Here is a 22,650-nt window from a genome sequence, read left to right as displayed (position 1 = left end):
ATTGAAGCCCATCATTTTATTATGATGGGTTTTTTTATTTAACCCGAATTATTCACCGCTAAATTCACTAACTAAACGTAAGAGGCTTAATTTTAGCTTTTTATAATTTTTTTTCTTTGATTTATAATAGCCCAAATTTGGGCAAGCTTGCTTTCTCCTCATTCATCTGTTTCGTTGGAAAAAACTCGAAATAGGAAACTATTCCTTCATTTTTTCCGCCTTACAGCTAAACGAGGATTTAAGCATAAATAATTCGGGTTAAGCTGAATGACAGGGCTTTTTCATCAAAAGCTAGATCAACCATTCAATACCTTATATTTAATCATCAAGCGTTTCTTTTTCATTTTTTCTTGATAAAAAACGAATCAAAAAATCAATGCTGTGATCAATGTCGGCGGGACAAAGAACCTGCTGACAGAATCCATCAAGGCGATATTTGGAGAGGGCAGGAGACTGGTGAAATATTGCTAAAATGTCGCAGTGATGCCTTCTTGTCGCCAGCAGAACCATTGTCTATCCGCCCATTGATCAAGTCCGGAGGGTTGATGTGGAAGATTTCATACTATAAAGTCAATACTGTAAAAGATAGTAAGCTAACTATTAAATAAGCGCTCAAATCAAATTGCCCTTCATCGGGGACTAGATCATTTCTATAATTTGCCCATTTGTGGTTTTATGAAATAGCCGTGAGCCAAATGATGCATGCTTTAACCCGAATTATTCATACCCTTTATATCTAAAGAGATTTTGGTAGTGTATTTCCTGATATCTTTAACAAATGGAGTGGCACTTAAAATGATGAGGTGTATTATTTATTTATTCGGCTTTCAATAGCGAGATTTTAAGGCCAAAATACCAATTTGATGCTTGAAATAGCAGATTAGAGTGATTTGGACGGACCTCTTCCATGAAATTGGATTGTTTTTGCGAATAAATCTATTGCAGTAGTTCTAAAAATAATTTTTGTTGTGGAAATGCCTTGGAGAAGCTATAATATACTCGTCTAACCGTCGATTTTATCGTCCCACCAATTTTTAATAGGCACAGGCGAATCGTATCCACTTGCCATTTTTTTGCCCATTCATGCTTTGTCTGACTTATTTCTTTTTTTATTAACCTAAAAATTTCATAAGCCATCGACGATAGAATTAATCTGAAAAAGTTCGGCCAAAAAAAATGATTGGACAACCTATCGGCGAAACACATATTTTTCACTTCTTTTATCCTGTTTTCGCTGCTTTCTCCCCGTTTAACATAGAAGCCAAAATATATATCTCGTACACTTGCCTCATCCATATTACTGATTACAAATCGAGTGTTAAGTCCCTTTCCGGTCCATTCGACTTTAGCTATGCAATTTTGTTCTTGTTCCCAGGTTTGAGCCTGATATTGGAAATTAAAAAAGTGCTGATGTTTTTCGGAGCCATCTTCAAAAATATGACGCACAGCGCTTTGTACCTTCTCTGCTTTAGCCTTTAATATTGAATTACTGGCAATACCAATAGTATACTTCAAATTACATTCATTGGCTAATTTATAAAATGGAGCACAGCTAAACCCAGCATCTGCGCGAATGACAATTTCTATCTCGGGATAATGTGATCGTATTTTTTTAACTAACCTTTTTAAGATCGCGACAAACCAACGATTTGAATGACTATTGCCTGGACGTAATACTGGTAGAACTATTTGTCCTGTTTCCCCATCATGGACAAATAATTGATGATACATATGGTGCCCGTAATAGCCATTGAATAAGGCTAATTGCTGGTGCCCATGTGTTTTATCGTCTGTTCCATCAAAATCTAAAATGATTTTTTTCCTCCCTCTGAGTGAGTTAATGTAATGACTGACAAAGCTTTCACATAGCGAATAGATAACTTTTCGATCAACGCTCATCTCAAATCGGGATAGTGTTGGCTGAGAGGCAAGAGAACCATTTAAAATACTGGAAATCACGGGATCATTTTTTAAATAATTCACATCATTACAGTCCTGATATCCTAAGACTAAGCCGAAAATCCTCTGTTTGAACAAATCAACGGCTTTATGATGAATCAAACTTTGATTTCGGCTATCAATGTAAGCCTTACTTATTTCATTTATATAACCGAATTTCTTTTCTATTTTCTCCAATAGAACAACTCCTCCATCAGAAGTCATTTCATCACCATGAAAATCAACGAAAACGGCTTTACTCTTTTGATAAAATACTGTATTTTGATTGCTCATATTTGGGCTATAAATCGATGCTATATTTTTGATTTAACTAATTGTAATATAGTGATTTATAGCTTTTTTTGTGTGTTTTGTATGAATAATTCGGGTTAATTCGGATTAATCATGATTAGCCCGAATTAATCACTGCCATATTTATTAACTGATCGCAAGTAATTTAATTTTAGTTCATTAGAATTTATTTTATTTATAATAGCTCAAATTTAGGCTAGCTTGCTTTCTCCTCATTCATCTGCTTCGATGGAAAAAATGGAAATAGGGAACTATCCCTTCATTTTTCCCGCCTTGCCGCCAAAGTGGTTTTACAATGTATAATTCGAATCAATTCATTTGAAGCATATTCAATTCGGATTAGCTTCTAAAAATAAAAAGGCAAGCCATTCCGCTTTGGAAATTAGCTTACCTTATTATTAGCCAGAAGGAGCTTAGTCCTTCAGATGGTTGGGGGTGCCCATGGTCATTTTTCGGCCTTCATTTTGAAGGAAACTTATAGTTAATTTACTGTTGCAGTAAGGGTTTTAACAAAATTTTGTAGGCGATCCTCACTATCCTTTCCGTCCATTACAATATCAGGGGTCGTTTTCATTTCCGTATTGGAGCTACCATCCGGATTGAGGGCCAATTCTCCAGTATACCGGAACATGATCTTGCTGTTCGGTAGCATTTGAATGACGGAGTCAATCGAGCCGGCCCCATCTCCTGCAGTTACTTCCCCTACCACGGTCGCCCAATGGCTGGCCTTACAAAAAACCGCCAAGCCCTCTGCCGAGGAGAATACCCCTTTGTTGACCATTAAATAGATTTTTCCCTGAAAGGGGCGCGTCCGTTTTCCTTTGATGGTGATGCTTTCCGACCAGAAATCAAAATCTTGAGCGTTTAATTCCGGAGGCAAGGCCGGTAATTGCTGTAAGGTTTTGAAGCTTTCTTTTTTTAAATCAATCGTGCTGAAATAGGTTTTCAGGAAATCGCTTTTCCGGATAGCGTATAAAGCGTTGTATTCTTGGTCTTCATGAGAGAGTAGTGGGACCAGATGATCTTTCCAGTAATGAGAGTCTCCTCCTCCATTATCTTGAATGTTAATGATCAGATGTGGATAATCTTCGATGGTGGGGAGAAATTTTTCAATCCGTTCTATGTCTTGCTCTATCTGGAAAGTATCAAAAGACCTTATTTTGATTACCGCCACGTTTCCGGTATCAAGGATAGCGCAATTTAGTGATTCAGGGTGATAGGGCTGTTCTTCCTTGGAGGTAAAGGGTTTGTCTTCTACGCCTAATAATTCACTCCAATAGTCATTTCCCTGTTCAAGCGTTCGTCGCCAGTGAGCACGTTCTTCTCCGGCAGTTTTATAGATTTCAAGAAATGCATTTCTTTTTATGGTGGGGAAAAGATCCGTGTGCTGACTTTCCAATTGTTTTAATATATCAAATACGGCAATAATAAATTCCTTATCATTAGTCGTGTTAATGATGTTATTACGGAACTCTTCTTCTTTTTCCAGCCACTTGATTCCATGCGTTCTTTCGAGTTCCCCGAATAGGGGGTAGTTTTCTTTAATGGAATTAAATAAAAATTGGAAGTCTTCTAGTTTTTCCTCCTGCGTTAGTGGTTGGGCAAAGGCAATTTTTAGTGGGAGTAGCGTTAAAAAAAATAGTAGCGTTATATTTCGCATAGGTCAAGATTTTTATTCATTGAATTTTTTTCCATTCAAATATTAATATTCAATTACAGCAATGATTTTATAGTAACCTAATGTTGGGGCTCTAACAAAAAAATAATGAATCCCATTGTTGTGGAAAGGGGCCTTCGCCGGCAAGTGTTCTTTTGGGGCTTGGTGAGTTAATGATTTTTGATGGAGCACTATACAATGGAGGGGTGGTTGTTCTACAATAGTTGGGTGGTTGCGATCAGATGTGGGCTGCGCTATAGTTGGTTTTGTTAGTTTGGGTCGATGAGAGGTGAAATAGGAAAGACCAAAGTGAAGTCGATGGTCTATTATTTTATTTATGAGTAGATCTTCTCTTGCCTATGCGAGGATTTTTGGCGCTTCTTTTTACTTCGCCCCCTCCATAGTAAAAAGCCCGTAACGGGCAGGCTTGCACTGATGAGACTCGCGAAGAACATCAGGAACTTTCCGGCAAGGCCCAGCATCCCTCCGGTGTGAATGTCGTAATTGAGCTTCATTATTTTTTGCGCAACCGTGGCGTCTTCGTGCCGGCCCCGGAAATCCAAAGCAGGATATTCTTCCATGGTAAACTGATCGAAATAGCGCCAGTCCAACCGACCGTAAGTGCCATAATCAGGACTACTATAAGTGGTGATGACCTCCTCCGGACTTATGGGAAGATAGATGGTGATACCTAAAATTTCGGGGTCGTCTGCCAATACTTTTTGCCAGACCCGGTCCACCATCGGCGTATTGATCGAAGCTCCCTCTTCAACTTTGGATTGTAGTTCGCTCTTTTTTAAATGTTCTCCACCACTGAGTAAATAATAATAGCTTTTTTCAAACCATTCGAAAGACCAGACCAGGCCGGTAATAGCGGAGAAAATTAGAATCCAGCAGGTATAAAAACCCAATACGGAGTGGAGATCATAATTTTGACGCCTCCAACTGGCTTTCCATTTGATTTTGAATTTTTGCCGTACGGCTTTTTTATTTTTGTTGCGTGGAAACCAAAGGTATAGTCCACTGATCAGTAAGACTAAAAACAGCAGGGTGGATACTCCGATAATTTCTTTTCCATAGGGGAGTAATAGGCTGATGTGGAGGTAGAGGATAATGGTAAAGAAATCCTTTTCCAGATTTTTGACCTTCAATACTTCTCCGGTATACTGATCGATGAAAGTAAGGTAATAGTAGGGAGCATCATCGGCATAGTGCAGGGCGATGGCGCTGGTTTCGGGATGTTCATAATAAATTCGACGGACCAACATACCATCAGTAGCTTCCAATGCAATTTCTTTGATTTTGGAGGGAGGAAGCATTTGGGTTCCTTTTTCTTTCACCCAGCGGTAGGGTTGACTGATTTCCTGAATCTCATGTTCAAAGGCGTAAATGCATCCAGTAATGGAAACAATAAAAACGACCAAGCCGGTCATCAGGCCAAGGATAAGGTGTAATTGACCCAAAAATTTCTTGAAAGTCATGCAAATGCGAAATTGGGGAAGGTTTCCCTTCCCCGGTTACAGAATTGAATAGGATAATGAAGCGGTACTTTTATGATCTTGACGCTTTTTGGCGTAGCCATTGAGGGCCTTTAGGTTTTCAAAAGAAAGACCTTTACCCGGGTCATTTATTTAATACAAAGATCCCTTTAGCATAATGGCCATCAATATGCGCACCTTTTTCAGCAGTTGCGGTTTCTGGGTCTACCTGATAAATATGACCACCCCTGCTGTCTGATACATTAATATATACTTTGCCTTCATGTACCAGGTGAGCCATTCCCCATTCTCCTCCATGTAATGGAACATCGTTAACAACGGTGACGGTTTTGGTAGTTAGGTCAGCAATGGCCAATCCACAAATTGGTGTTTCGGTATTAGGGCCATATGCCGCCCAAAGACCAGAATCGTCGGTGATGGTACGCACTACCATTTTGCCATTACCGGCATAAATGGCATTGTTGATTTTCAATCCACCACTGGCTTGCTCAAAGTTGAAGAAGTAGTCCTCATCAAAATCTGATGCTCCGGCTTTGATTCTCAAGAAGCCAGATGGATTTGTAGGGGTTGGGAAAAAGCCCGAAGCATTACTGGAAGTGGAGAAGGTATAGAGGTCCCCGTTTTCTGTTTCCTGAATGGCCGTGACTGCGGTGTAAACGCCAATGTCTGAAGTGCGGTCATCGGTGATCAGGCCTTCAAATACTAAATCAGGATAACTGTAAACGGCGATCCGGGCCTGGTTGGAATTAGGTGTGGCAAAGGCAGGAATACCACCTTCCTCGCCCGAACCCATTAAGTAATAAGAAAGAAAAACCTGGTTTCCTCTGCGGTAGATGCCGGTGGGGAAGGCGACCAATCCTTCTTCTTGACGCTCATCAATTCTGGTCAGTACTCTTTTGGAAATGGCCATATTATTTTTGTCGATCACATAAATGGTACGGTCTTCATAGCCGGCGCGGGTGGTACCTACGGCCAACATCACCTCCTCTTCCGCGCTGGTAGCAGCATAAATGCCCTGGTCGGTAATTAATGTTTCACCGGTAAGCAGGTTACCATCAGCATCTAAATTATAGGCAGTGGAGATATTGTCACTAGTGTATCCGGTGGCAATAATTTGGTCTCCACCACTAAAGAAAGTCATCCAGGCGGGTTGTTCTACGCCCTGACCCATAGGTGAGATTTCCCCGGTTGTCAGGTCATCCACGGTCAGCAATACATCGGTGCCGGTAGCCGCCTCAACAGCCACGACAAATTGAGCTTCTTTTAGGTCTGGTGTAGCAGTATCATCACTTTCACAGCTCCATAATAATGCAGCGGTTAAAGAAAGGACGGATAGGAGAAAAGTAGTTTGTTTTTTCATGATTTTATTGGTTTTTCTGTAAGTAAATTCTGCTTTTTAAGCTGTATGCTCTTCCGGGTTTGGGCTGATTTAAATTATCAAAAACTTCCGCGTCCATGATGTTGGCGATCAGGAAGGAGAAGCTCAATCGCCCTTTTTTCCTGACATAGGTCAATTCAATATTATGCGTCAACTGGGAGGGGATTACCGCTTTGCTGTCCTGGCTGGCAATGGAGGGCCACTGGAAATAAAATTCATGAACATAGCGATGAGTGGTAGCAAAGGAAAGTTCATTTCGGTCATCCAGCGGCAGCTGATAGATCAGGGAAAGGTTTCCGAAGAGGTAAGGTTCATTCGGGATTCTGTCCTGGTAAAGCGCGGAGGCTTTATCGTTATTTTTGAGAGACTGATAAGTACCGGAAAAATTCACATTAAGGGTATTATCATAAGCATAGTTTAAGGTCAGATCAAGGCCTTGGGCCAAAACCGCCTCGTCGTTAATATATCGACTTCGGTTCATTCGCGGTTCAAAACGAATATAGTTTTTGGTATCGCGCATGAAAGTGTTCAGCTCCGCCCGGATACGGTGGGTGCCCAATTTATTCAGCCGGAATCCCAGGTTATAATTCTGACTTTCTTCCGCTTGTAGATTTTGGTTCGGGATTACATTCAGTCCATCCCCGAACAACTCATAATACTCCGGAAAACGATAAGCTTTTTCGAAAGAAGCCTTCAATTGGATGTCATCAAAAACGTATGTACTGGCGATCCCTAAACCATTGTTTTGTTTAAATATTTTGACTTTTTCGGAAGAGCTGCCATCATAGGACGCTTCTACCGCATTTAACTCATATAGATATTTCTTGCCAAAAACATTTGTTTTCCATTTGTCATGAAGGGCTTTAACCGAATAGGATAATCCCAACACGTCTTTTCGTACCTCATTAGGTTCACTAAATTGGGTGTTGTTCTGTGGCTGGAATTCATCTTCTCCCTGTACGGAGAGTTGATTTAGGGAGTAATTGAAGGCCAAACCATGGTGTTCACCCAAACTGTATTCAGTATTGAAATTGCCCAGCCAGTTTTCTCGATTCAGCTGGAAGTTGGTTTTGCGCCCCATCTCTCCTGTGGTGGGATGCACATTGGGTTCATAGTTGCCAAACCAGTCATAACGGTGAGGGCTTATGTCGACCATTTGATCCTGTCCGCTGACATAAACGACATATCCGGCTACATTTAATCGCTTGGTCAGTAGTCCTTTTTTTCGGTAGGATAGGTTCCCGATTTTGCTTTGGGTTTTGCTAAATGCTTCGCCTGTAGGGAAGGCGGAAATTCCGGTGGCATAGGGAGATTGTTGGAATTCATTGTGATTGGCTGAATGCAGGAAGCCGAACATCAATTCATCCGCAAAAGATTTGTTCTGAAAGCCAGCTTCTGCCCAAACCATATTTGATTGGTAGGCATCATGGAATCGGCGCACAGTGGTGCTTTCTTCGGCCAGTTTACCGGTTTCGTAATCCAACAAATGAACATTTACCTTATAGTCGTTGTCTGATTGATTGTAAAATGATTTCAATCGGAAGGTTAGGCCACTTTTTGGGTGGTGCCATTGCCCGTTTACAGCGGCTTTATGAGTATTGAAACTACCAACAGAATAGGAGGCATCCAAAAAAGTAATGGGTTGTTGCTTCAGGCTAATATTTACTGCTCCGCCAAGGGCATCGGATGATAAATGAATGGGAACGGCCCCCTTATAGACTTCAATGGCTTCAATTTGATTGGCCGGGAAATTATTTAAGGTTAAGGAATTACCGAAATAGTCCATCGGGACGCCATTAATGAATGTTCGTACCCGGTTTCCTGAAAGGCCATTTAATGAAAGGTTAAAGCTGGAACCCAAACCTCCGTTTTCCCGAATATTTACGCCGGAAATCCGTCCAAGAATTTGATTAACATCCACACTTGACTTTTTAAAGGATTCGGCTTCAATGACTTCTATGGCGTATGCTGCCTCACGTAATTGGGTGGCCTCGGACTTTCCCCGAATAATGACCTGATCTAATTCAATGTTTTTGGGCTGCAATTTGATCGGAAGTAGCTGGTTTTCCAGGCTGGAAACATTAATGCTCTTTTCAAAGGCGATAAAACTTAAATGTGATACGGTGAATGTTAAACTACCCTTCGGGGGTTTGTGAAAAGTGAAATAACCATTTTCATCTGAAAGTAAAATCTCTCCACTTGGTTCAATCAGGATGCTGGCGAAGGATACCCCAATTCCTTTTTCATCTATTACCCGAGCCTGATGCGTGTTTTGGGCTTTAGTGCTAAGCGGTAGAAAAGTCTCACAAATAACCAACGGTAGCAAAAGAAGGAGTTTATAGGATTGATTTTTTATAGGAGTCATAGTGATCTTGATCAGAAATTTCGTTTATTTAGATCAATTAAAAATAGTGGGCGCAAATTTGTGAATTCATTTTTGTGATGAGTTATGAAATGCGGAATAGTTTTTATGAAATCAGGAATAATGCCTTTGTGCTTTGGATACTGCACAAAAGTTGATTTTTAAGCCCTTTGTTTATCAGTCTTATAGCCTTTTTTGTACTTATTTTTGCTGCAATGTTGACCTCTGAAAACATCAATGTGCGCCTTTACATGAATGGACAAGCCTTGGGGATATCCTCCGATTCTTGCATGTTAAAGGCTAATGGAAATGATAATTGTAATGCTTGGTGCGAGTACTCCTCCTCTCCCAGGGTGGCGCTTGGTTTGGTGTCTCAGTTTGATTGGACGGTCCAGTATTTGGAAATTGAAGTGGAGGAGGATTCTAAATTAGAAGTGATTTTGAAACTAGGAGACTTTGCCTATTTCATCATGCTGGAGGATCATATTCCATCTAAAGAAATCAAGCGGGCAGCGCAAGATGAAAATACATCTAAAAGAGGGATTAGCTATCACTTGGAAGTCGCTTTGAAAACAGGGCAGGCAGTAAAAATTTATATCATTGGTTACTTGGAGCAGGATATTCAATCGCTATTGACCGGCAAAAACCATAACACCCCGTCTGTTCGCATTCAGCCCTATGATGCGAGGGTGGGAATAGAAAAGCTATTGCCTTATATGCAAAAAGTGGTTGCAAAAACAGCAGATCGAATGCTGTTGCGGTCAAAATTTTTCGATTTATTGGCCCATATTTTCTTGCTTCAGCAGCCTGTTGAAGAAGACCTTTATGAAAAAGAGGTAATTGCGGCAGAACAATTAATATTGAACAATCCACAACAGCAATGGTCTATTGCGCAATTATCCAGATTGGTTGGGCTGAATGAATTTTATTTGAAAAAGTATTTCAAAGCCAAAAATCAAGAAACCATTTTTGAATTCTCGAATCGACATCGTATGGAAAAAGCCCGGGAATTACTTAAAGAAGGAGAGTTGTCAGTGGCCATGATTTCAGAAATAGTGGGTTTTCAGCATAGCTCTCATTTTTCTTATGCATTTAAAAAGTTTTACGGTTGCAGTCCGTCTGTTTTTAGAAAAAAATTATTGCTTTGAGGCAAGTGGATGGCGATCTGTGAAAGAAACTATGGTCAGCGTTTAAGGTGAAAAGTAATGGAGTTGAACAGACAGGGGAGTGCAGCGGAAATTTGCCATTGGTTTAGTCTCCAAGACGAATAATGTACACAGCCCAAGCTTTCCGATTCATTAGCCAGTATTCAAAATTAACCCGGATTATTCAGGCATAAATCCTCGTTTAGCTGTAAGGCGAAAAAAATTAAGGAATAGTTTCTTATTTCAAGTTTTTTCCAACGAAACAGATGAATGAGGAGAAAGCAAGTTTGCCTAAATTTGTGCTATTATAAATCAAAGAAAACAAACTTTAAAGAGCCGAAAATAAGTCGATTGCGATTAGTTAATGAATTTAGCGGTGAATCATTCAGGTTAAGTAAGTGATGCCTTATGCATGGTTAATAGTTTTATGGATTCAAAGGTTGGTTTTCCCAAAAATACTATAGTTTGGTAGAGAATGAGTATAGAATTAAAATCTGAATTCCAGTGAGTGAAACTGAATCCTTCTGACTAAATTGGGATGATTTTTTAGCACAAGAGGATGCTATTGTACAAAAAGTTTTAAGCACAAAACGCATGAGTCCGGAATTTTTGTTGGAATTAGCAAAAACTGAATTTATTAGGTCCAAAACCACGCCCTATCATCCCTTCAAATACATCGCTTTGGCGACCGTGAATGCCAAAGATGGCTCGCCAGAGGTAAGGACGGTTGTAACACGCGCCATTTCCGAGGAGTTGGGGGTGATTTTTTATACCGATTCCAGAAGTCCGAAAGTACAACAAATGCTAAAGGAGGAAAAAGTCTCTTTGCTATTTTATCACCCGAAGAAGCAATTGCAAATTCGCATGAAAGGCAGGGCACGAATAATCGCGGAAGAAGAGCAGGCTTTTCAAGATGGCTTGGAGCAGGTTCAGGACACCGGTAAAATAAAGGATTATTCTACGGTAGCCTCTCCGAGTAGTAATCTGTTGGCCGGAATCGGGGATCAGCCTTACGGGCAAAAAGTGAATTTTGCTGCGATTGAGGTGACCCCTGAGGAGCTGGATGTGTTGTTGCTGGAGAATGGAGGTCATTATCGGGCGAAATTCACCAAAGAAATTGATGGCTGGGAGGCGAATCCACTGGTGCCCTAAGGTAAGTTGGATTAAGTGAGCATGCTTTTGTGAAGAGGTTTTTTAGCCACAAATGCCTCAAATTCTTTTAACCCGAATTAAAGCATGCACAAAACTTTGTTTTGCTGCGAGCTGGGAAAAATTGGAAGGATGGTTCCCTGTTTTGTGCTTTTTCAAAGCAGCAGGCGAATGTAAGGAAAGCATACTTGGCCAAATTTGAGCTATTGATAATTCGATAAACCTAATTAGAAAGCCCTGAGGGCTAGGCGTTTGTGGTGAATTACTAAATTTAGCGGTGAATAATTCGGGTTAAATCTAGTGGAGAGTAATTTGGATTAAGAAAACCCGTTTGATTGGGTTTATTAAATTTACCGATGCGTAAAGCGTATTCAGAAAAGCTCTAAAAGCCGGAGGGCAATCCGGCTTTTAATTTTTTGAAATTTTAATTGGTTCGGAGGGTCAATCTGGTATTTCGGATACTTCCATGGCAAAGGCTTTGAATAATTGAATCGCTCCGGCAATAATTAGCCCATAGGTAATCACATACCGACCACCCATATCCGAAGCAAAGAAATAACTGAGAACGGTAATGATGATGCCGAAAAGCATCAAGCCTGCTCCCTTGGCGATCGCCCCATTTTTGTTTTCTTTTTCGGTGCGGTGTTTTGCACTATAGTAAGCCTTTCCCCAATCTTTTATCATACTTTCCGATACAAATTCATTGGCCAACACTTTAATCGCGGAATGATAGCCCACCGTCCGCTTAAATTGCTTTAAAGCTTCCTGATGGATAGTGGATTGATAATCATCTATGCCTCTTTTATAGAAATATTCTGCCGCCTCTCCTTTAATTTCCTCTTCAATTTGTGATCTTAGAGTGGTGACGGTGGCCCCTTCCTTTATCCATTGATATATCCGCGGCCGATAAGCTTTCCTGAGATCATTTTTGGCCTGATCAATCATTTTTTCAGTTCTCCTAAGGCCTATTTCGGGAATAAGACTTTCCCTTAAGGCTTCCGTACTCTTGCCGGATTTCATTTGCTCGAGGAGGTCAGATTTAGTAGGTGGAGAGGTAATCATATTGATTATTTAAATTAAAAAATGCAATATAATGGGACTTTACAATCTATTATAGAGTTGAAAGATATTATTTACTGGTAAGATCAGGAGTACAATTTTTAGAGGATTTAAGCCGAATTATTCATCGATAGAATTTTGGTTAAAAAGTAAAATCCTCCTTTTGAGGAGGTTATGGTGGTGTTTGTTTTTTAGCCCAAATTTGGATAAGCTTGCTTGCTTCATGCATTGGCTTCTTTTGGGAAAAACGCGAAATAGGAAAAATTCCTTCATTTTTCCAGCCTGGCAGCTGAACATGAGTTTAAGCATGATGAGAGCGTGTTTAATAGCTCACCATCCGGCTGTAAATTCGAATTATTAATAGCGATTTTGAATAATTTCTCAACAATAGCGATGCTATTCTTTCTAAATAATCGGGTTTCGTTTCTGCAATACTTCAAATTTTCGCTGAGAATTTTGGCTTTTAAACTCACTGTAATCCGGCTTAAGCATAAGGGCATAAAAAAAGCGAAGCCCATTATGGACTTCGCTTTTTCAATAGGATATTCTGGGCTTAGAAGTTGAATCTCGCGCCAATACCAAATTGTGGAATCACACGACTTGGAGCCACAAACTGAATCATCATATCAAATTCGGTAAAGAAGGAAACCGGAGCTGTAGGAAGGGTATATTCTAATCCCACTACGCCATCTAAACCAAATTCAACCCGGGTGATGCGGTCGCGAGCATCTACCCAGCGGTCACGTCCGTTAGTATAGATGCGCTCGCGGAAACGATATTCACGGGTTAGGAAACGGAATTGTGCACCAAATCCATAGTACAGACGCAAGCCCTGTACATCTCCCAGCTGAGTAGAGAATAAATAGTGACCCTGAAGAGATACAGAAGAGGTAGGTTCGGAGCCTCTGTACTCATAATCCTGACGATAAAAACGATCCCTTTTGTAGAATTGGCTTTGGTCGCTATAGCCCCAGCTATGAGTGCTTCCCAAATTGATTTCAAAAGCTCTGCCACGCGCTAAGTATTTTTTAACGGATAAACCAAATGGATCTCCCAATCGAAGTCCAATTCCCCAGTCATATTCATTAGCGTAACCTGGTGAATTTGATCGGGAAGATGAGCCACCAGAGGAGCCATTTTTATTAGAAGAATTGTTGCCTGAGGATCTTGAAGAATTCGAGTTGTTGTTGGATTTATTCCCCTTAGCGTTATTCTTGTTGCTCTTGGACGAGTTGTTATTCTGCTTTTTAGGTTTATTCTCGTCAATATATTTAGAAGAGATGTAGCCTGTGTTGCCTTTGTATTTTACCTCTACCCATTCATCATTTGTTCTGGAGATCACATGTACCTTTTCGCTGTAAGGAATAGAAGTAATCACCTCGCTGGAGGTAGAAGGTGCTGTTCTTAAATTCAGTCCGTTCCCGGACTGTACATACATTTGTTTTTGTGCATAAGCATTTAAGCCCATGAACATTAACATGATAAATAGAATTCTTTTCATTTTGTAAAGATAGATTGAATTGCGAAGGTAAGGAGAGGAGTAGGTATTGTGAATTAAGTCGGCGTTAGGTTGGTGTGTAATTTTAATTAGTTTTTTACACAAAAATCGAAATTTTAATATCTGGATCTGTATTGTTCATTAAACGAAACAGCTATTGATATCTACAATGGTATACTTATATATTAGATTGTAAATAAAAGTTGAATTTTTCATATGAAGTTAAGCCTGTGTTTAAAAGCATACCATCCGGCTGCAATTTCGAATAATTGGAAGCGATTTCGGGTAATTTAACCACAATAGCGATGTTGATCTCCCAAAATAATCGGGTATCGCTACTGCAATTCTTCAAATTTTAGCTTCGAATTTAGGCTTTAAACACGCGCTAAATATGAATGATGGATGCTTTAATCCTCCTATAGCTGTAACAAGGGAAAAAGGAAGGGATTTTTCCTGTTTGGAGTTTTTCCAAAGCGGCAGCAAAATGAGGTGGGAGCAAGCTTACCCTAAGTGTGCTGTGAGTTGCTGATTGGCAACGTAACTGAAAATATGATGGATGCAGACCATCCGGTTTGGAGCTTTCAGGAGCACAAATCAAACCACTGCTAGGATTTATGGAAAGCAATTTCTATGGATGAAGCGTTAGTAGAAAAGGCTGTATAAAGCAGTCAGGTATGAATAAAGGAGATGAGCGTAAGCGAACCTACCGATGAAGTGGCGAAAAGCTAAGTTACTGTCAAAACCTATGGATTTTTGGGGCTGTAGGGATGAGTGTAGCAGCAACCTGATTACAGGCTACATGGCAGTCGTCATAAAGGGGGCATGAACTTTATTCAGGCGTATTTTCGGAACGCAGGAAGCCTGATCAAAATACTAAAGGGAAAGCACAAGTAGACAGTTTCTATAAGGCGATTACCAATGTTTGATCAGGTGGCGGATGAACTCGTATTAGTGTAGAAGCAGCTGTAATGGCAGTGGAGCGAAGGGGTTCAGTCATACTGTTTAATCATTAATTACAACTCCAAAAGAGGATGATTTTTAAGGAAGAAACAAAGAGTATTCCCATTACTAAAATGATGGTGTGGGAGGCGTACAAGCAAGTAAAGCGAAATAAAGGGGCTGCAGGTGTAGACGCGGTGAGTTTGGAGGCCTTTGATCAGGACAGGTCCAAACTACTTTACAAGCTTTGGAATAGGTTAGCCTCAGGCGCTTATTTTCCGCAGCATGTAAGACGAGTGGAAATTCCCAAAGGAGATGGTAAAACCAGACCCTTGGGGATCCCGGCAGTTAGCGATAGGATTGCGCAACAAGTAGTCAAGAATTACTTGGAGCCAAGACTGGAGCAGCAGTTTTTGGATTGTTCGTATGGATATCGGCCTGCTCGAAGTGCTCATCAAGCAATTCAAGAAGTGAGAAAACATGTTCTCAGGAATGCGTGGGTGATCGACCTAGATGTACAATCATTCTTTGAAGATGTAGATCACGCGCTGCTATACAGGGCATTGGAAAAGCACGTTCAGGAAAAATGGGTGATGCTTTACATCAAACGGTGGTTGGAAACACCCATCCAATTGAATGATGGTAGTATCATTTTGAAAGAGGGAAAAGGTACTCCTCAAGGAGGGGTAATCAGTCCTCTTTTGGCAAATTTGTATTTACATTACACGATGGATAAATGGATGCAAATCCACCACCCAGCGGTAAAGTTGGTACGATATGCTGATGATATGATCATTCATTGCCATTCACAGCGGCAAGCAGAATTTCTACTGTCTGAAATTCGTGAACGATTCAAGGCCTGTGGATTGAAGTTACATCCAGAGAAAACAAAGATAGTTTACTGCAAGAAGGACGGCAGAGGGCTGAATTATAATAAGGTTCAGTTCGATTTTCTGAGCTTTAGCTTCAGACCGATGTCAAAGAAATTGAAGCGAGGAGGGCATTTTCTGCAATTTGACTGTACCGTGAGCAGAAAAGCTAAACTTCGAATGATTAACCAAATCCGAGCACTACGCATTCGACGCAAAACAGGCGGGACTATCCAGCAAATCGCACAATCTCTAAATGATACCATCCGAGGATGGGTGAATTATTATGGGGAAGTACGATTGAAAGGTTTATCCCCAGTTTTCTATTATCTGCATCAGCGATTGATGAGTTGGGCAATGAATAAATTCAAAAGTCTAAAGGGCAGCCGTCGAAAAGCGGCCAATTTGCTCAAAAGAATAGCGAATGATTATCCTAACTTATTCTATCACTGGCCTCTGGGCTATAGTTTCTTGTGGCGCTCTGTATGACAAGAGCCGTATGAATTGAGAGGTTCACGTACGGTTCTGTGAGAAGTCAGGGGTGAAAGTCCCCTGGCTTACTCGACTTGGGGCTATAAAAAGATTAGCGATACAAACCACAATAAGCAGGTTGTGAATCCTTTATCATAGGATACTAAATATAGCAGAGAATAATTCGGCATCAGAATGCTAATCGGGCTCAATCATTGGTAAAATGAATAAATATCCCTTACTTTAGCTTTTAAGACTTAATCAGTGGATATGGAAGATAATTTAATATATATAATATACATCGTTCTGGCTATTCTTTGGGCTATCTTCAAGCCCAAAAAGAAGAAAAAGCAGGAAGAGCTTCCATTTGAAGACGAGTATCCACCATCCGGATCGGAAGCGCAAAATCCCAATGAGCCCCCCTTAAGTTTTGAGGAAATTCTGGCGCAGCTTTCCGGACAACCGGTAAAAAAACAGGAGCAGGAGCAAATATTGGAAGAAGAGGAAGAGCTACCGGTAAGAACGTATTCCTCTCCTTTTCGGGAAGAAGCCCAACCAGAGGCTGAACCCCTGAGGCCTGCTTATGAGGTGAAGCAGCCGGCAGATGAACCTCTGGGCGAAACAAGAAAGTCTTTAGAAAGCCTTATGAAATCTGCACAAAATGCTGATAAGGAAAGGTTAGGCGCCTTCCGGATGCCCAAAAAGAAAAAATCTGCTAGTAAATATGGCAAACGCCTGAGAACAAAGGGTGGATTAAAAGATGCCGTGATCATGGCGGAAATTATCAACAGAAAATACTAATTTTGGAGTTTGAAACTCCTTGAAAAATATTGGGGGAGGCAGCTTCCCCTTTTTTATTGCCTTAACTATTTATGACAGAAGAAGCCAAGTCTAAAGCATTAGAAAAAGATCTGGGATTTGCCCTGGATTCTCGCAATCGGGCTACCAGAGTAATTAACGATGACGGATCCTTCAATGTCCGCTACCAGGGCTTTAGGGAAATCAGCCTTTACCAGCAACTTTTGTCTTATTCCTGGAGGAGGTTTTTCCTATGGACGGGCTTGACGATGTTGGGCATCAACTTTTTCTTTGCCGGCATTTTCTTTTTAATCGGGCCCCAATACTTTTCAGGAATCACGGCTACGGATCCATTCAACGAATTTCTATTTTACCTTTATTTCAGTTTTCAGACCTTCTCCACAGTGGGCTATGGAGGCATCACTCCACTGGGGCATTGGGCTAATATTTTCGCCACCATGGATTCCCTCATTGGCTTATTGTTCGTGGCCATGGCGACCGCCTTGTTTTTTGCCCGTTTTTCTCAGCCCCGGGCCAGTCTGCGTTTTTCAAAAAATATTATTCTCGCGCCCTATAAAAAGGACAGTAAAGCGCTTATGTTCCGTTTTGTCAATAACCGTCGCCATTCCATGACCGAAGTGAACATCCGGGTGGCTTCCCGAATGGAGAAAAAAATGGCCGATGGTACCTATCATAGTAATTTTCAGGAATTGCCGCTGGAACGAAATGAAATCATGTTCTTTCCTTACAACTGGACCATTGTGCATGAAATAGATGAAGAGAGCCCCTTCTATCATTTTTCTAAAGAAGATTGGAAAAAGCCATTTGAAGTGGTGATCCTGGTCAAAGGCTTTGATGAAGCTTATGGGCAAACCGTGCAGCAGCGCATGTCCTATAATGAATCCGACTTTCTTTATGGCCGAAAGTTTGAAAAAATGTATTCCAGAGCGGAAGATGGGGTGATGGATGTCTTTATAGATGAGTTAGATACTGCCGATCGAAAACCGCTATAATTTTTTTACAGAGGGAGTAGGGGTGAAATCGTTTTGGCTTATCTTAATAGTGAAACCGGATAATATAAACGATATGAAACAGCTTTTACTTTTTACCCTGGCGCTTTTGTTCTCTCTGAATGGCCTGGCACAGGCCTTTGAGGAGGACGCTCCTAAAACTTTAGCAGGCAATAATTTTCACAATGGTGGCTATGGAGCCGTCATGTTCCATGGAACGACCTTTAATGGCAAATTCTTGCCCATGGCTGGCCTTCGAGGAGCCTGGGTGATAAACCGCGCCTTGGGCATCGGTCTCGACATGCAGGGCTTTATCCCCTCAGAGGTGTACCGGGTGGATGTCCGGGAGGGATTCTTCAGAGGCGAACAGGATGCCCGCCTGGCTGGTGGATATGGTGGCTTACTCCTGGAGCCCGTCATTTTTTCTAACAATGTAGTGCATGCTACTTTTCCGCTTTCTGCCGGTGCTGGCTGGGCAGGTTATCTGTCAGATTTCCTGAGTGATGATTATTTCTATCATCACGGCGAAATCTACGATCAGTCCACCTTTTGGTATTTCCGGCCCGGGGCAGCAGTAGAAATTAATGTGGCATCTTTCTTTCGGATCAATCTGGGCGTGTCCTATATGATGGCCACTAATTTTGAGCTCATCTCCACTTCTTCCAACGCCCTGAATAATTTTCAGTACAGCCTTGGATTGAAGTTCGGTGGTTTTTAAGCTATGTTGTCGAAAGATCTTTAATGTGAGGAAATCAACCCCTGTTCTGATCGTGTCGGAGCCATTCGTCAGCAAGAATCCAGCTATCTTTCCGAAATATTCGGCAGTCTGGTTTTAAGCTGAATTACGCCCGCTTAAATCCTTGTTTAACGGAGAGGATTTAAGCAGGCATCATTCGGATTTACATTATTATTTTTTTTTCGACGCTCTCATTACATTCAGCTTGGTTCGAAACATCTCCTGTCATGTTGGCAATTTTTATGATTTAAGCCGGATTATTTTAGCATAAATCCTCGTTTAGCTGCAAGGCGGAAAAAATGATGGAATAGTTTCCTGTTTCGAGTTTTTTCCAAAGAAACAGATGAATGAGGAGAAAGCAAGCCTGCCCAAATTTGGGTTATCAGAAATTTGATAGGATGAACAACAACTAAATGGTAATGAGTTGCCTACGGTAGGATCTGGAACTAGCGGTGAATAAATCGGGTTAATATTTTTTTGATCTTTTAGTTGAGCCCGTTGTAGCACGGGCTATTTTTCGTAGGGCAAAATTTCTTTCATTTTTTTATTCCATATGAGGGCATTCCGCACAAAACCCTCTCTTTATTATATAAGATTCTCATTTTTTTAAATGTTGATTATGGAAAATCAAAAAGTCCGTAAAACTTTTCAAAATCATTCATCTGGTCAACCCCTATCGGTGCTGGTAACAGCAAATTTAATGCTGGCAGTGCTTCTGCTAATATCAGGGCCTTTGCTTTACCAGATAAAACCCACTTTCCTTTTTTTATTATTAGTGCCGCTATTATTGATGGTTTTCATAAGCGCCCTATTGCATTATCAGCTGAAGTCAGGTTTCACCATTTTGTCAAATGCTTTTAGTAACCTATGGGGATCTCATGAAAATGTTATTACCACTCGGCTTGCCTCCGAGTTTTATAGGGCGTTAGAGGAAATTCTCAATATTTCTCAATATTTAGAGGAAAAGCGAAATTTTGCTCATGATCTTGCTCATAGCATTTTTACCCCCAGAGATATTAATCCCACGGATAAGTTAGGGCAAGCGCTGAAAACCATGGGAGAGCAGTTGGCTCTTAGGGTGGAGGAAGATCATCGAAAAAACTGGGTGGCTGAGGGCTTGGCAAGCTTTTCCAATATATTTAGGGGAGCAGATCAGCATGATATTCAGGTTTTCAGTGATTTGGTCGTTTCCCATATGGCCAAATATATTCAGGCGAATCAGGTGGCACTTTATCTTGAAGAGGAACAAGAGGGCAGGCCGATTTTACAAATGAAAGCTTGTTTTGCCTATGATCGAAAAAAGTTTATGCATCAGGTTATCGAAGCCGGAGAGGGGCTGGTGGGACAGGCCTATCTGGAAAAATTGCCTATTTACCTAAAAGAAATTCCTCAGGATTATTATAAAATTACATCCGGTTTAGGAGAGGCCTTACCAGCAAATTTATATATCATTCCGCTGATCTTTAATGATAAAATCAAAGGAATATTGGAGATTGCCTCTTTTCATATCTTTGAGGATTTTGAATTAAATTTTATAAACCAGTTGGGAGAAGACATCGCGGCCCTGATTGATAGCCGTCAAGTGCAGCAAACTACTCAAAAATTACTGGAAGCTTCTATTCATCAAAAACAAGAACTAGAGGCTAATGAGGAAGAGTTGCGCCAAAGTATGGAAGAGATGCAGGCCACCCGTGAAGAAATGGAGCGCCTGCAAATAGAGGAAAAAGAGGCGCAGGAGCGAATGCTGGAGCAACTGAGGTTGCAAAATAAAATGATGGAGGAGGTGATGGATGAAGTAGATGGTAAAATTTATATCAAAGATCATCAGGGGAGGTTTTACTTGTTTAATAAAACCGTGATTGATGATTATAGCGTAAGTCGTGATTATTTGAAAGGGAAAGATGACTATCATTTCTTTGACTATCAAACTGCAAAAGGATATTGGGAGGAGGAACTTCGGATCATCGCCAGTAAGAAAACCTTTAGAAAGCTGGAAAAAGTAACCGTTAATCAAAAAGAAAAATACTGGCTAATGGTTAAACGTCCTATTCATTTGCCAGAATATAATACCTATGGTCTGTTGGGGATCCAAAGAGAAGTCACCGACTTGTTAAAGTCTTCACCAGAATATATTGAAATACTTAAAAAGAAGTACCCCAATTTAATAGTTCAGCTTGATATGGGGGAGTTGTTGGAGACCAAGGAGGCAGAAGTTTAACCCGAATTATTCATCATTCAATAGTGTCGATCACCTTAAATGGTTTTTTTCAGGCTGATAGCTTATGTTGGTTAATTCGTTAATCGCCTAAATTTGCGTAAGCTTGTTTTATATTCCGGTGCTTTGTTGGGAAAATCTGTAAATTCCCACCTCTTTTACCCCGGATTATTCCTACTTAAATCCTCGTTTAGCTGCAAGGCGGGAAAATGAAGGGATTTGTCCTAATTAGAGTTTTTCCAACGAAACAAATGAATGAGGAGTAAGCAAGTGTCCCCAAATTTGGGCTATTATTATCCAAAGAAATATGCTTTAAAGAGTTGTAAATAAATTGTTTGCGTTTTTCTAAAGCATTTAGCGGTGAAAAATTTGGAATACGTCTTGCCCCTAAACGAGGGTTTAGCGTGCATCACACCGGTTAAATAGCGGCCAATCAAAATTTTTTGTTTATCCCCGCCCAACTTTGGGAATAGGAAGCTGGTTTTGATGATGTAAGTAATGACTTCAATATTGATTTTTTTCTTTGTAAAACATCGATTAATGGGAGTGAGGGGATGTTTTGTGTTATGTTAATTGTTTTGTCGATGTAATATTTTGATCGTATTTTTAAATTCTTTTTATTTAGGCAGTCAAAAAATAACAGGACTGTAAATGAAAAAAATTGCTTTAAGTTTATTGGTTGCGGCCTCTCTTTTTTCATGTTCAAAGGATGATGATCCTACCAATGATAATAACCTGATCACGGTTGCACAATATGAAAATGTGAAGATTGGCGGAGCATTAACCATTACGGCTTCAACTGAAGGAGCCGCTAATGAGTTGCGCATTAATGCACCAGAAAATCTGGCCTCAAAAGTGAATGCCACGGTCGTGGATGGGGAACTATATATTACCGCCGATGCTTCTGTAAGTTTGGAAGATAATGTGAGTATTGAAATTTATCCACCATCAATTGGTCGTATTGTGTTGGAGCGAGACCAGCATGCCGTTTATCATGGTTTGCTTTCGGAAGATTTGGAGATTGTTACGGAGGCGGAAAGCCAGTTGGAGCTTTATGGTACAGTTGCAGATAACGTTTCCGCCAGATTGGAGGGAGCATCTTATTTAATTCTGGATTCTCATTTGGAAACTATTGCGGACTCAGCAGATTATTATGTAAGCAATGTAGAGCTTGTAGATGAGAAAACGCTACTATTGGATGGCCGTTACCTGATTGCCGGGGAAGAAATCGTACTTTTTGAAGTTGCCGATGGTGAAGACTTTTTCCGGGTTTATGGAGATGATATTAATACCTACTGGCAATTGCGTTCAGTAGATTATATTACGCAAGGAAGTACAGAATTAGAGGCTATTGAAGCTCCATCCAGTAACGTAAATATTAAATTGGAAGGTTCTTCTCAGGCTTCTGTTTGGGCGATGGACCAACTGAGCGGAAAAGGAGAAGGGAGTTCTATTCTTTACTATTTCGGAGACCCATCCATTGATTATCGAATTGAAGGGGGAGCTCAGCTGATTCCTGTAGAGTAAAAAGCCCAGTGCGCATAAAAGTATTTCGCCCCTTCCGGATTGGATGGGGCTTTTTTTTGCTTAGTGGGCTGTTGGTAACCTAAATTCC

At 40.7% G+C, this 22,650-nt stretch carries 15 protein-coding genes; 8 read left to right on the top strand and 7 right to left on the bottom strand.

Annotation, left to right across the window (positions count from 1 at the left end):
• Positions 1-936: 936 nt before the first annotated feature.
• The 5 genes from AAA970_RS09635 to AAA970_RS09615 form a co-directional block, all read right to left on the bottom strand.
• Positions 937-2,232, bottom strand: a complete 1,296-nt coding sequence (locus AAA970_RS09635; protein ID WP_053403863.1) for an IS1380 family transposase — start codon at positions 2,230-2,232, stop codon at positions 937-939.
• Between the two features lie 499 nt (positions 2,233-2,731).
• Entirely contained in the window at positions 2,732-3,910 is a 1,179-nt protein-coding gene (locus AAA970_RS09630) for a S41 family peptidase (RefSeq protein ID WP_338236953.1), read from the bottom strand.
• Positions 3,911-4,242: 332 nt separating this feature from the next.
• Positions 4,243-5,388: a PepSY-associated TM helix domain-containing protein gene (locus tag AAA970_RS09625; RefSeq protein ID WP_338236951.1), complete on the bottom strand. Its 1,146-nt coding sequence runs from the start codon at positions 5,386-5,388 to the stop codon at positions 4,243-4,245.
• A gap of 142 nt (positions 5,389-5,530) precedes the next feature.
• On the bottom strand, positions 5,531-6,766 hold the full coding sequence (locus tag AAA970_RS09620) for a DUF4374 domain-containing protein (protein WP_338236950.1): 1,236 nt from the start codon (positions 6,764-6,766) through the stop codon (positions 5,531-5,533).
• 4 nt (positions 6,767-6,770) lie between these two features.
• Positions 6,771-9,149 carry a TonB-dependent receptor gene (locus AAA970_RS09615; protein ID WP_338236949.1) on the bottom strand — a complete coding sequence of 793 codons (2,379 nt, stop codon included), beginning with the start codon at positions 9,147-9,149 and terminating at the stop codon, positions 6,771-6,773.
• A 212-nt stretch (positions 9,150-9,361) separates the two neighbouring features.
• Here AAA970_RS09615 and AAA970_RS09610 point away from each other — a divergent pair, with 212 nt between their 5' ends.
• Complete coding sequence (locus tag AAA970_RS09610) at positions 9,362-10,294, top strand: helix-turn-helix transcriptional regulator (protein WP_338236948.1); 933 nt, start codon at positions 9,362-9,364, stop codon at positions 10,292-10,294.
• Positions 10,295-10,885: 591 nt separating this feature from the next.
• Positions 10,886-11,443 (top strand): pyridoxamine 5'-phosphate oxidase family protein, encoded by a 558-nt coding sequence (locus AAA970_RS09605; RefSeq protein WP_338236947.1) that lies wholly within the window; start codon positions 10,886-10,888, stop codon positions 11,441-11,443.
• 438 nt (positions 11,444-11,881) lie between these two features.
• Here the strand turns inward: AAA970_RS09605 and AAA970_RS09600 are convergent, their stop codons facing one another.
• A complete protein-coding gene (locus tag AAA970_RS09600; protein ID WP_338236945.1) occupies positions 11,882-12,502 on the bottom strand; it encodes a hypothetical protein in 621 nt (206 codons plus the stop codon).
• Positions 12,503-13,052: 550 nt separating this feature from the next.
• Positions 13,053-14,000, bottom strand: coding sequence for an SH3 domain-containing protein (locus AAA970_RS09595; RefSeq protein WP_338236944.1), 948 nt, complete (start codon positions 13,998-14,000; stop codon positions 13,053-13,055).
• 1,028 nt (positions 14,001-15,028) lie between these two features.
• Between AAA970_RS09595 and ltrA the strand changes: the two genes are divergently transcribed.
• The 6 genes from ltrA (at position 15,029) to AAA970_RS09565 (ending at position 22,562) form a co-directional block, all read left to right on the top strand.
• Positions 15,029-16,294, top strand: a complete 1,266-nt coding sequence (gene ltrA, locus AAA970_RS09590) for a group II intron reverse transcriptase/maturase (protein ID WP_338236943.1) — start codon at positions 15,029-15,031, stop codon at positions 16,292-16,294.
• Positions 16,295-16,546: 252 nt separating this feature from the next.
• Positions 16,547-17,077, top strand: a complete 531-nt coding sequence (locus tag AAA970_RS09585; protein ID WP_338236942.1) for a hypothetical protein — start codon at positions 16,547-16,549, stop codon at positions 17,075-17,077.
• Positions 17,078-17,148: 71 nt separating this feature from the next.
• Entirely contained in the window at positions 17,149-18,087 is a 939-nt protein-coding gene (locus AAA970_RS09580) for an ion channel (protein ID WP_063790948.1), read from the top strand.
• A gap of 73 nt (positions 18,088-18,160) precedes the next feature.
• A complete protein-coding gene (locus tag AAA970_RS09575; protein ID WP_338236941.1) occupies positions 18,161-18,802 on the top strand; it encodes a hypothetical protein in 642 nt (213 codons plus the stop codon).
• Between the two features lie 637 nt (positions 18,803-19,439).
• On the top strand, positions 19,440-21,038 hold the full coding sequence (locus tag AAA970_RS09570) for a GAF domain-containing protein (protein ID WP_338236940.1): 1,599 nt from the start codon (positions 19,440-19,442) through the stop codon (positions 21,036-21,038).
• A gap of 648 nt (positions 21,039-21,686) precedes the next feature.
• A complete protein-coding gene (locus tag AAA970_RS09565; protein ID WP_338236939.1) occupies positions 21,687-22,562 on the top strand; it encodes a GIN domain-containing protein in 876 nt (291 codons plus the stop codon).
• The last annotated feature ends 88 nt before the right edge of the window (positions 22,563-22,650 follow it).

It is taken from the genome of Persicobacter diffluens (genome assembly GCF_036244895.1).
In the GTDB taxonomy this organism is placed as follows: Bacteria; Bacteroidota; Bacteroidia; order Cytophagales; family Cyclobacteriaceae; genus Persicobacter; species Persicobacter diffluens.
Note: the sequence above shows the minus strand (reverse complement) of the source record. Positions and strands in the feature narration are given on the sequence as shown.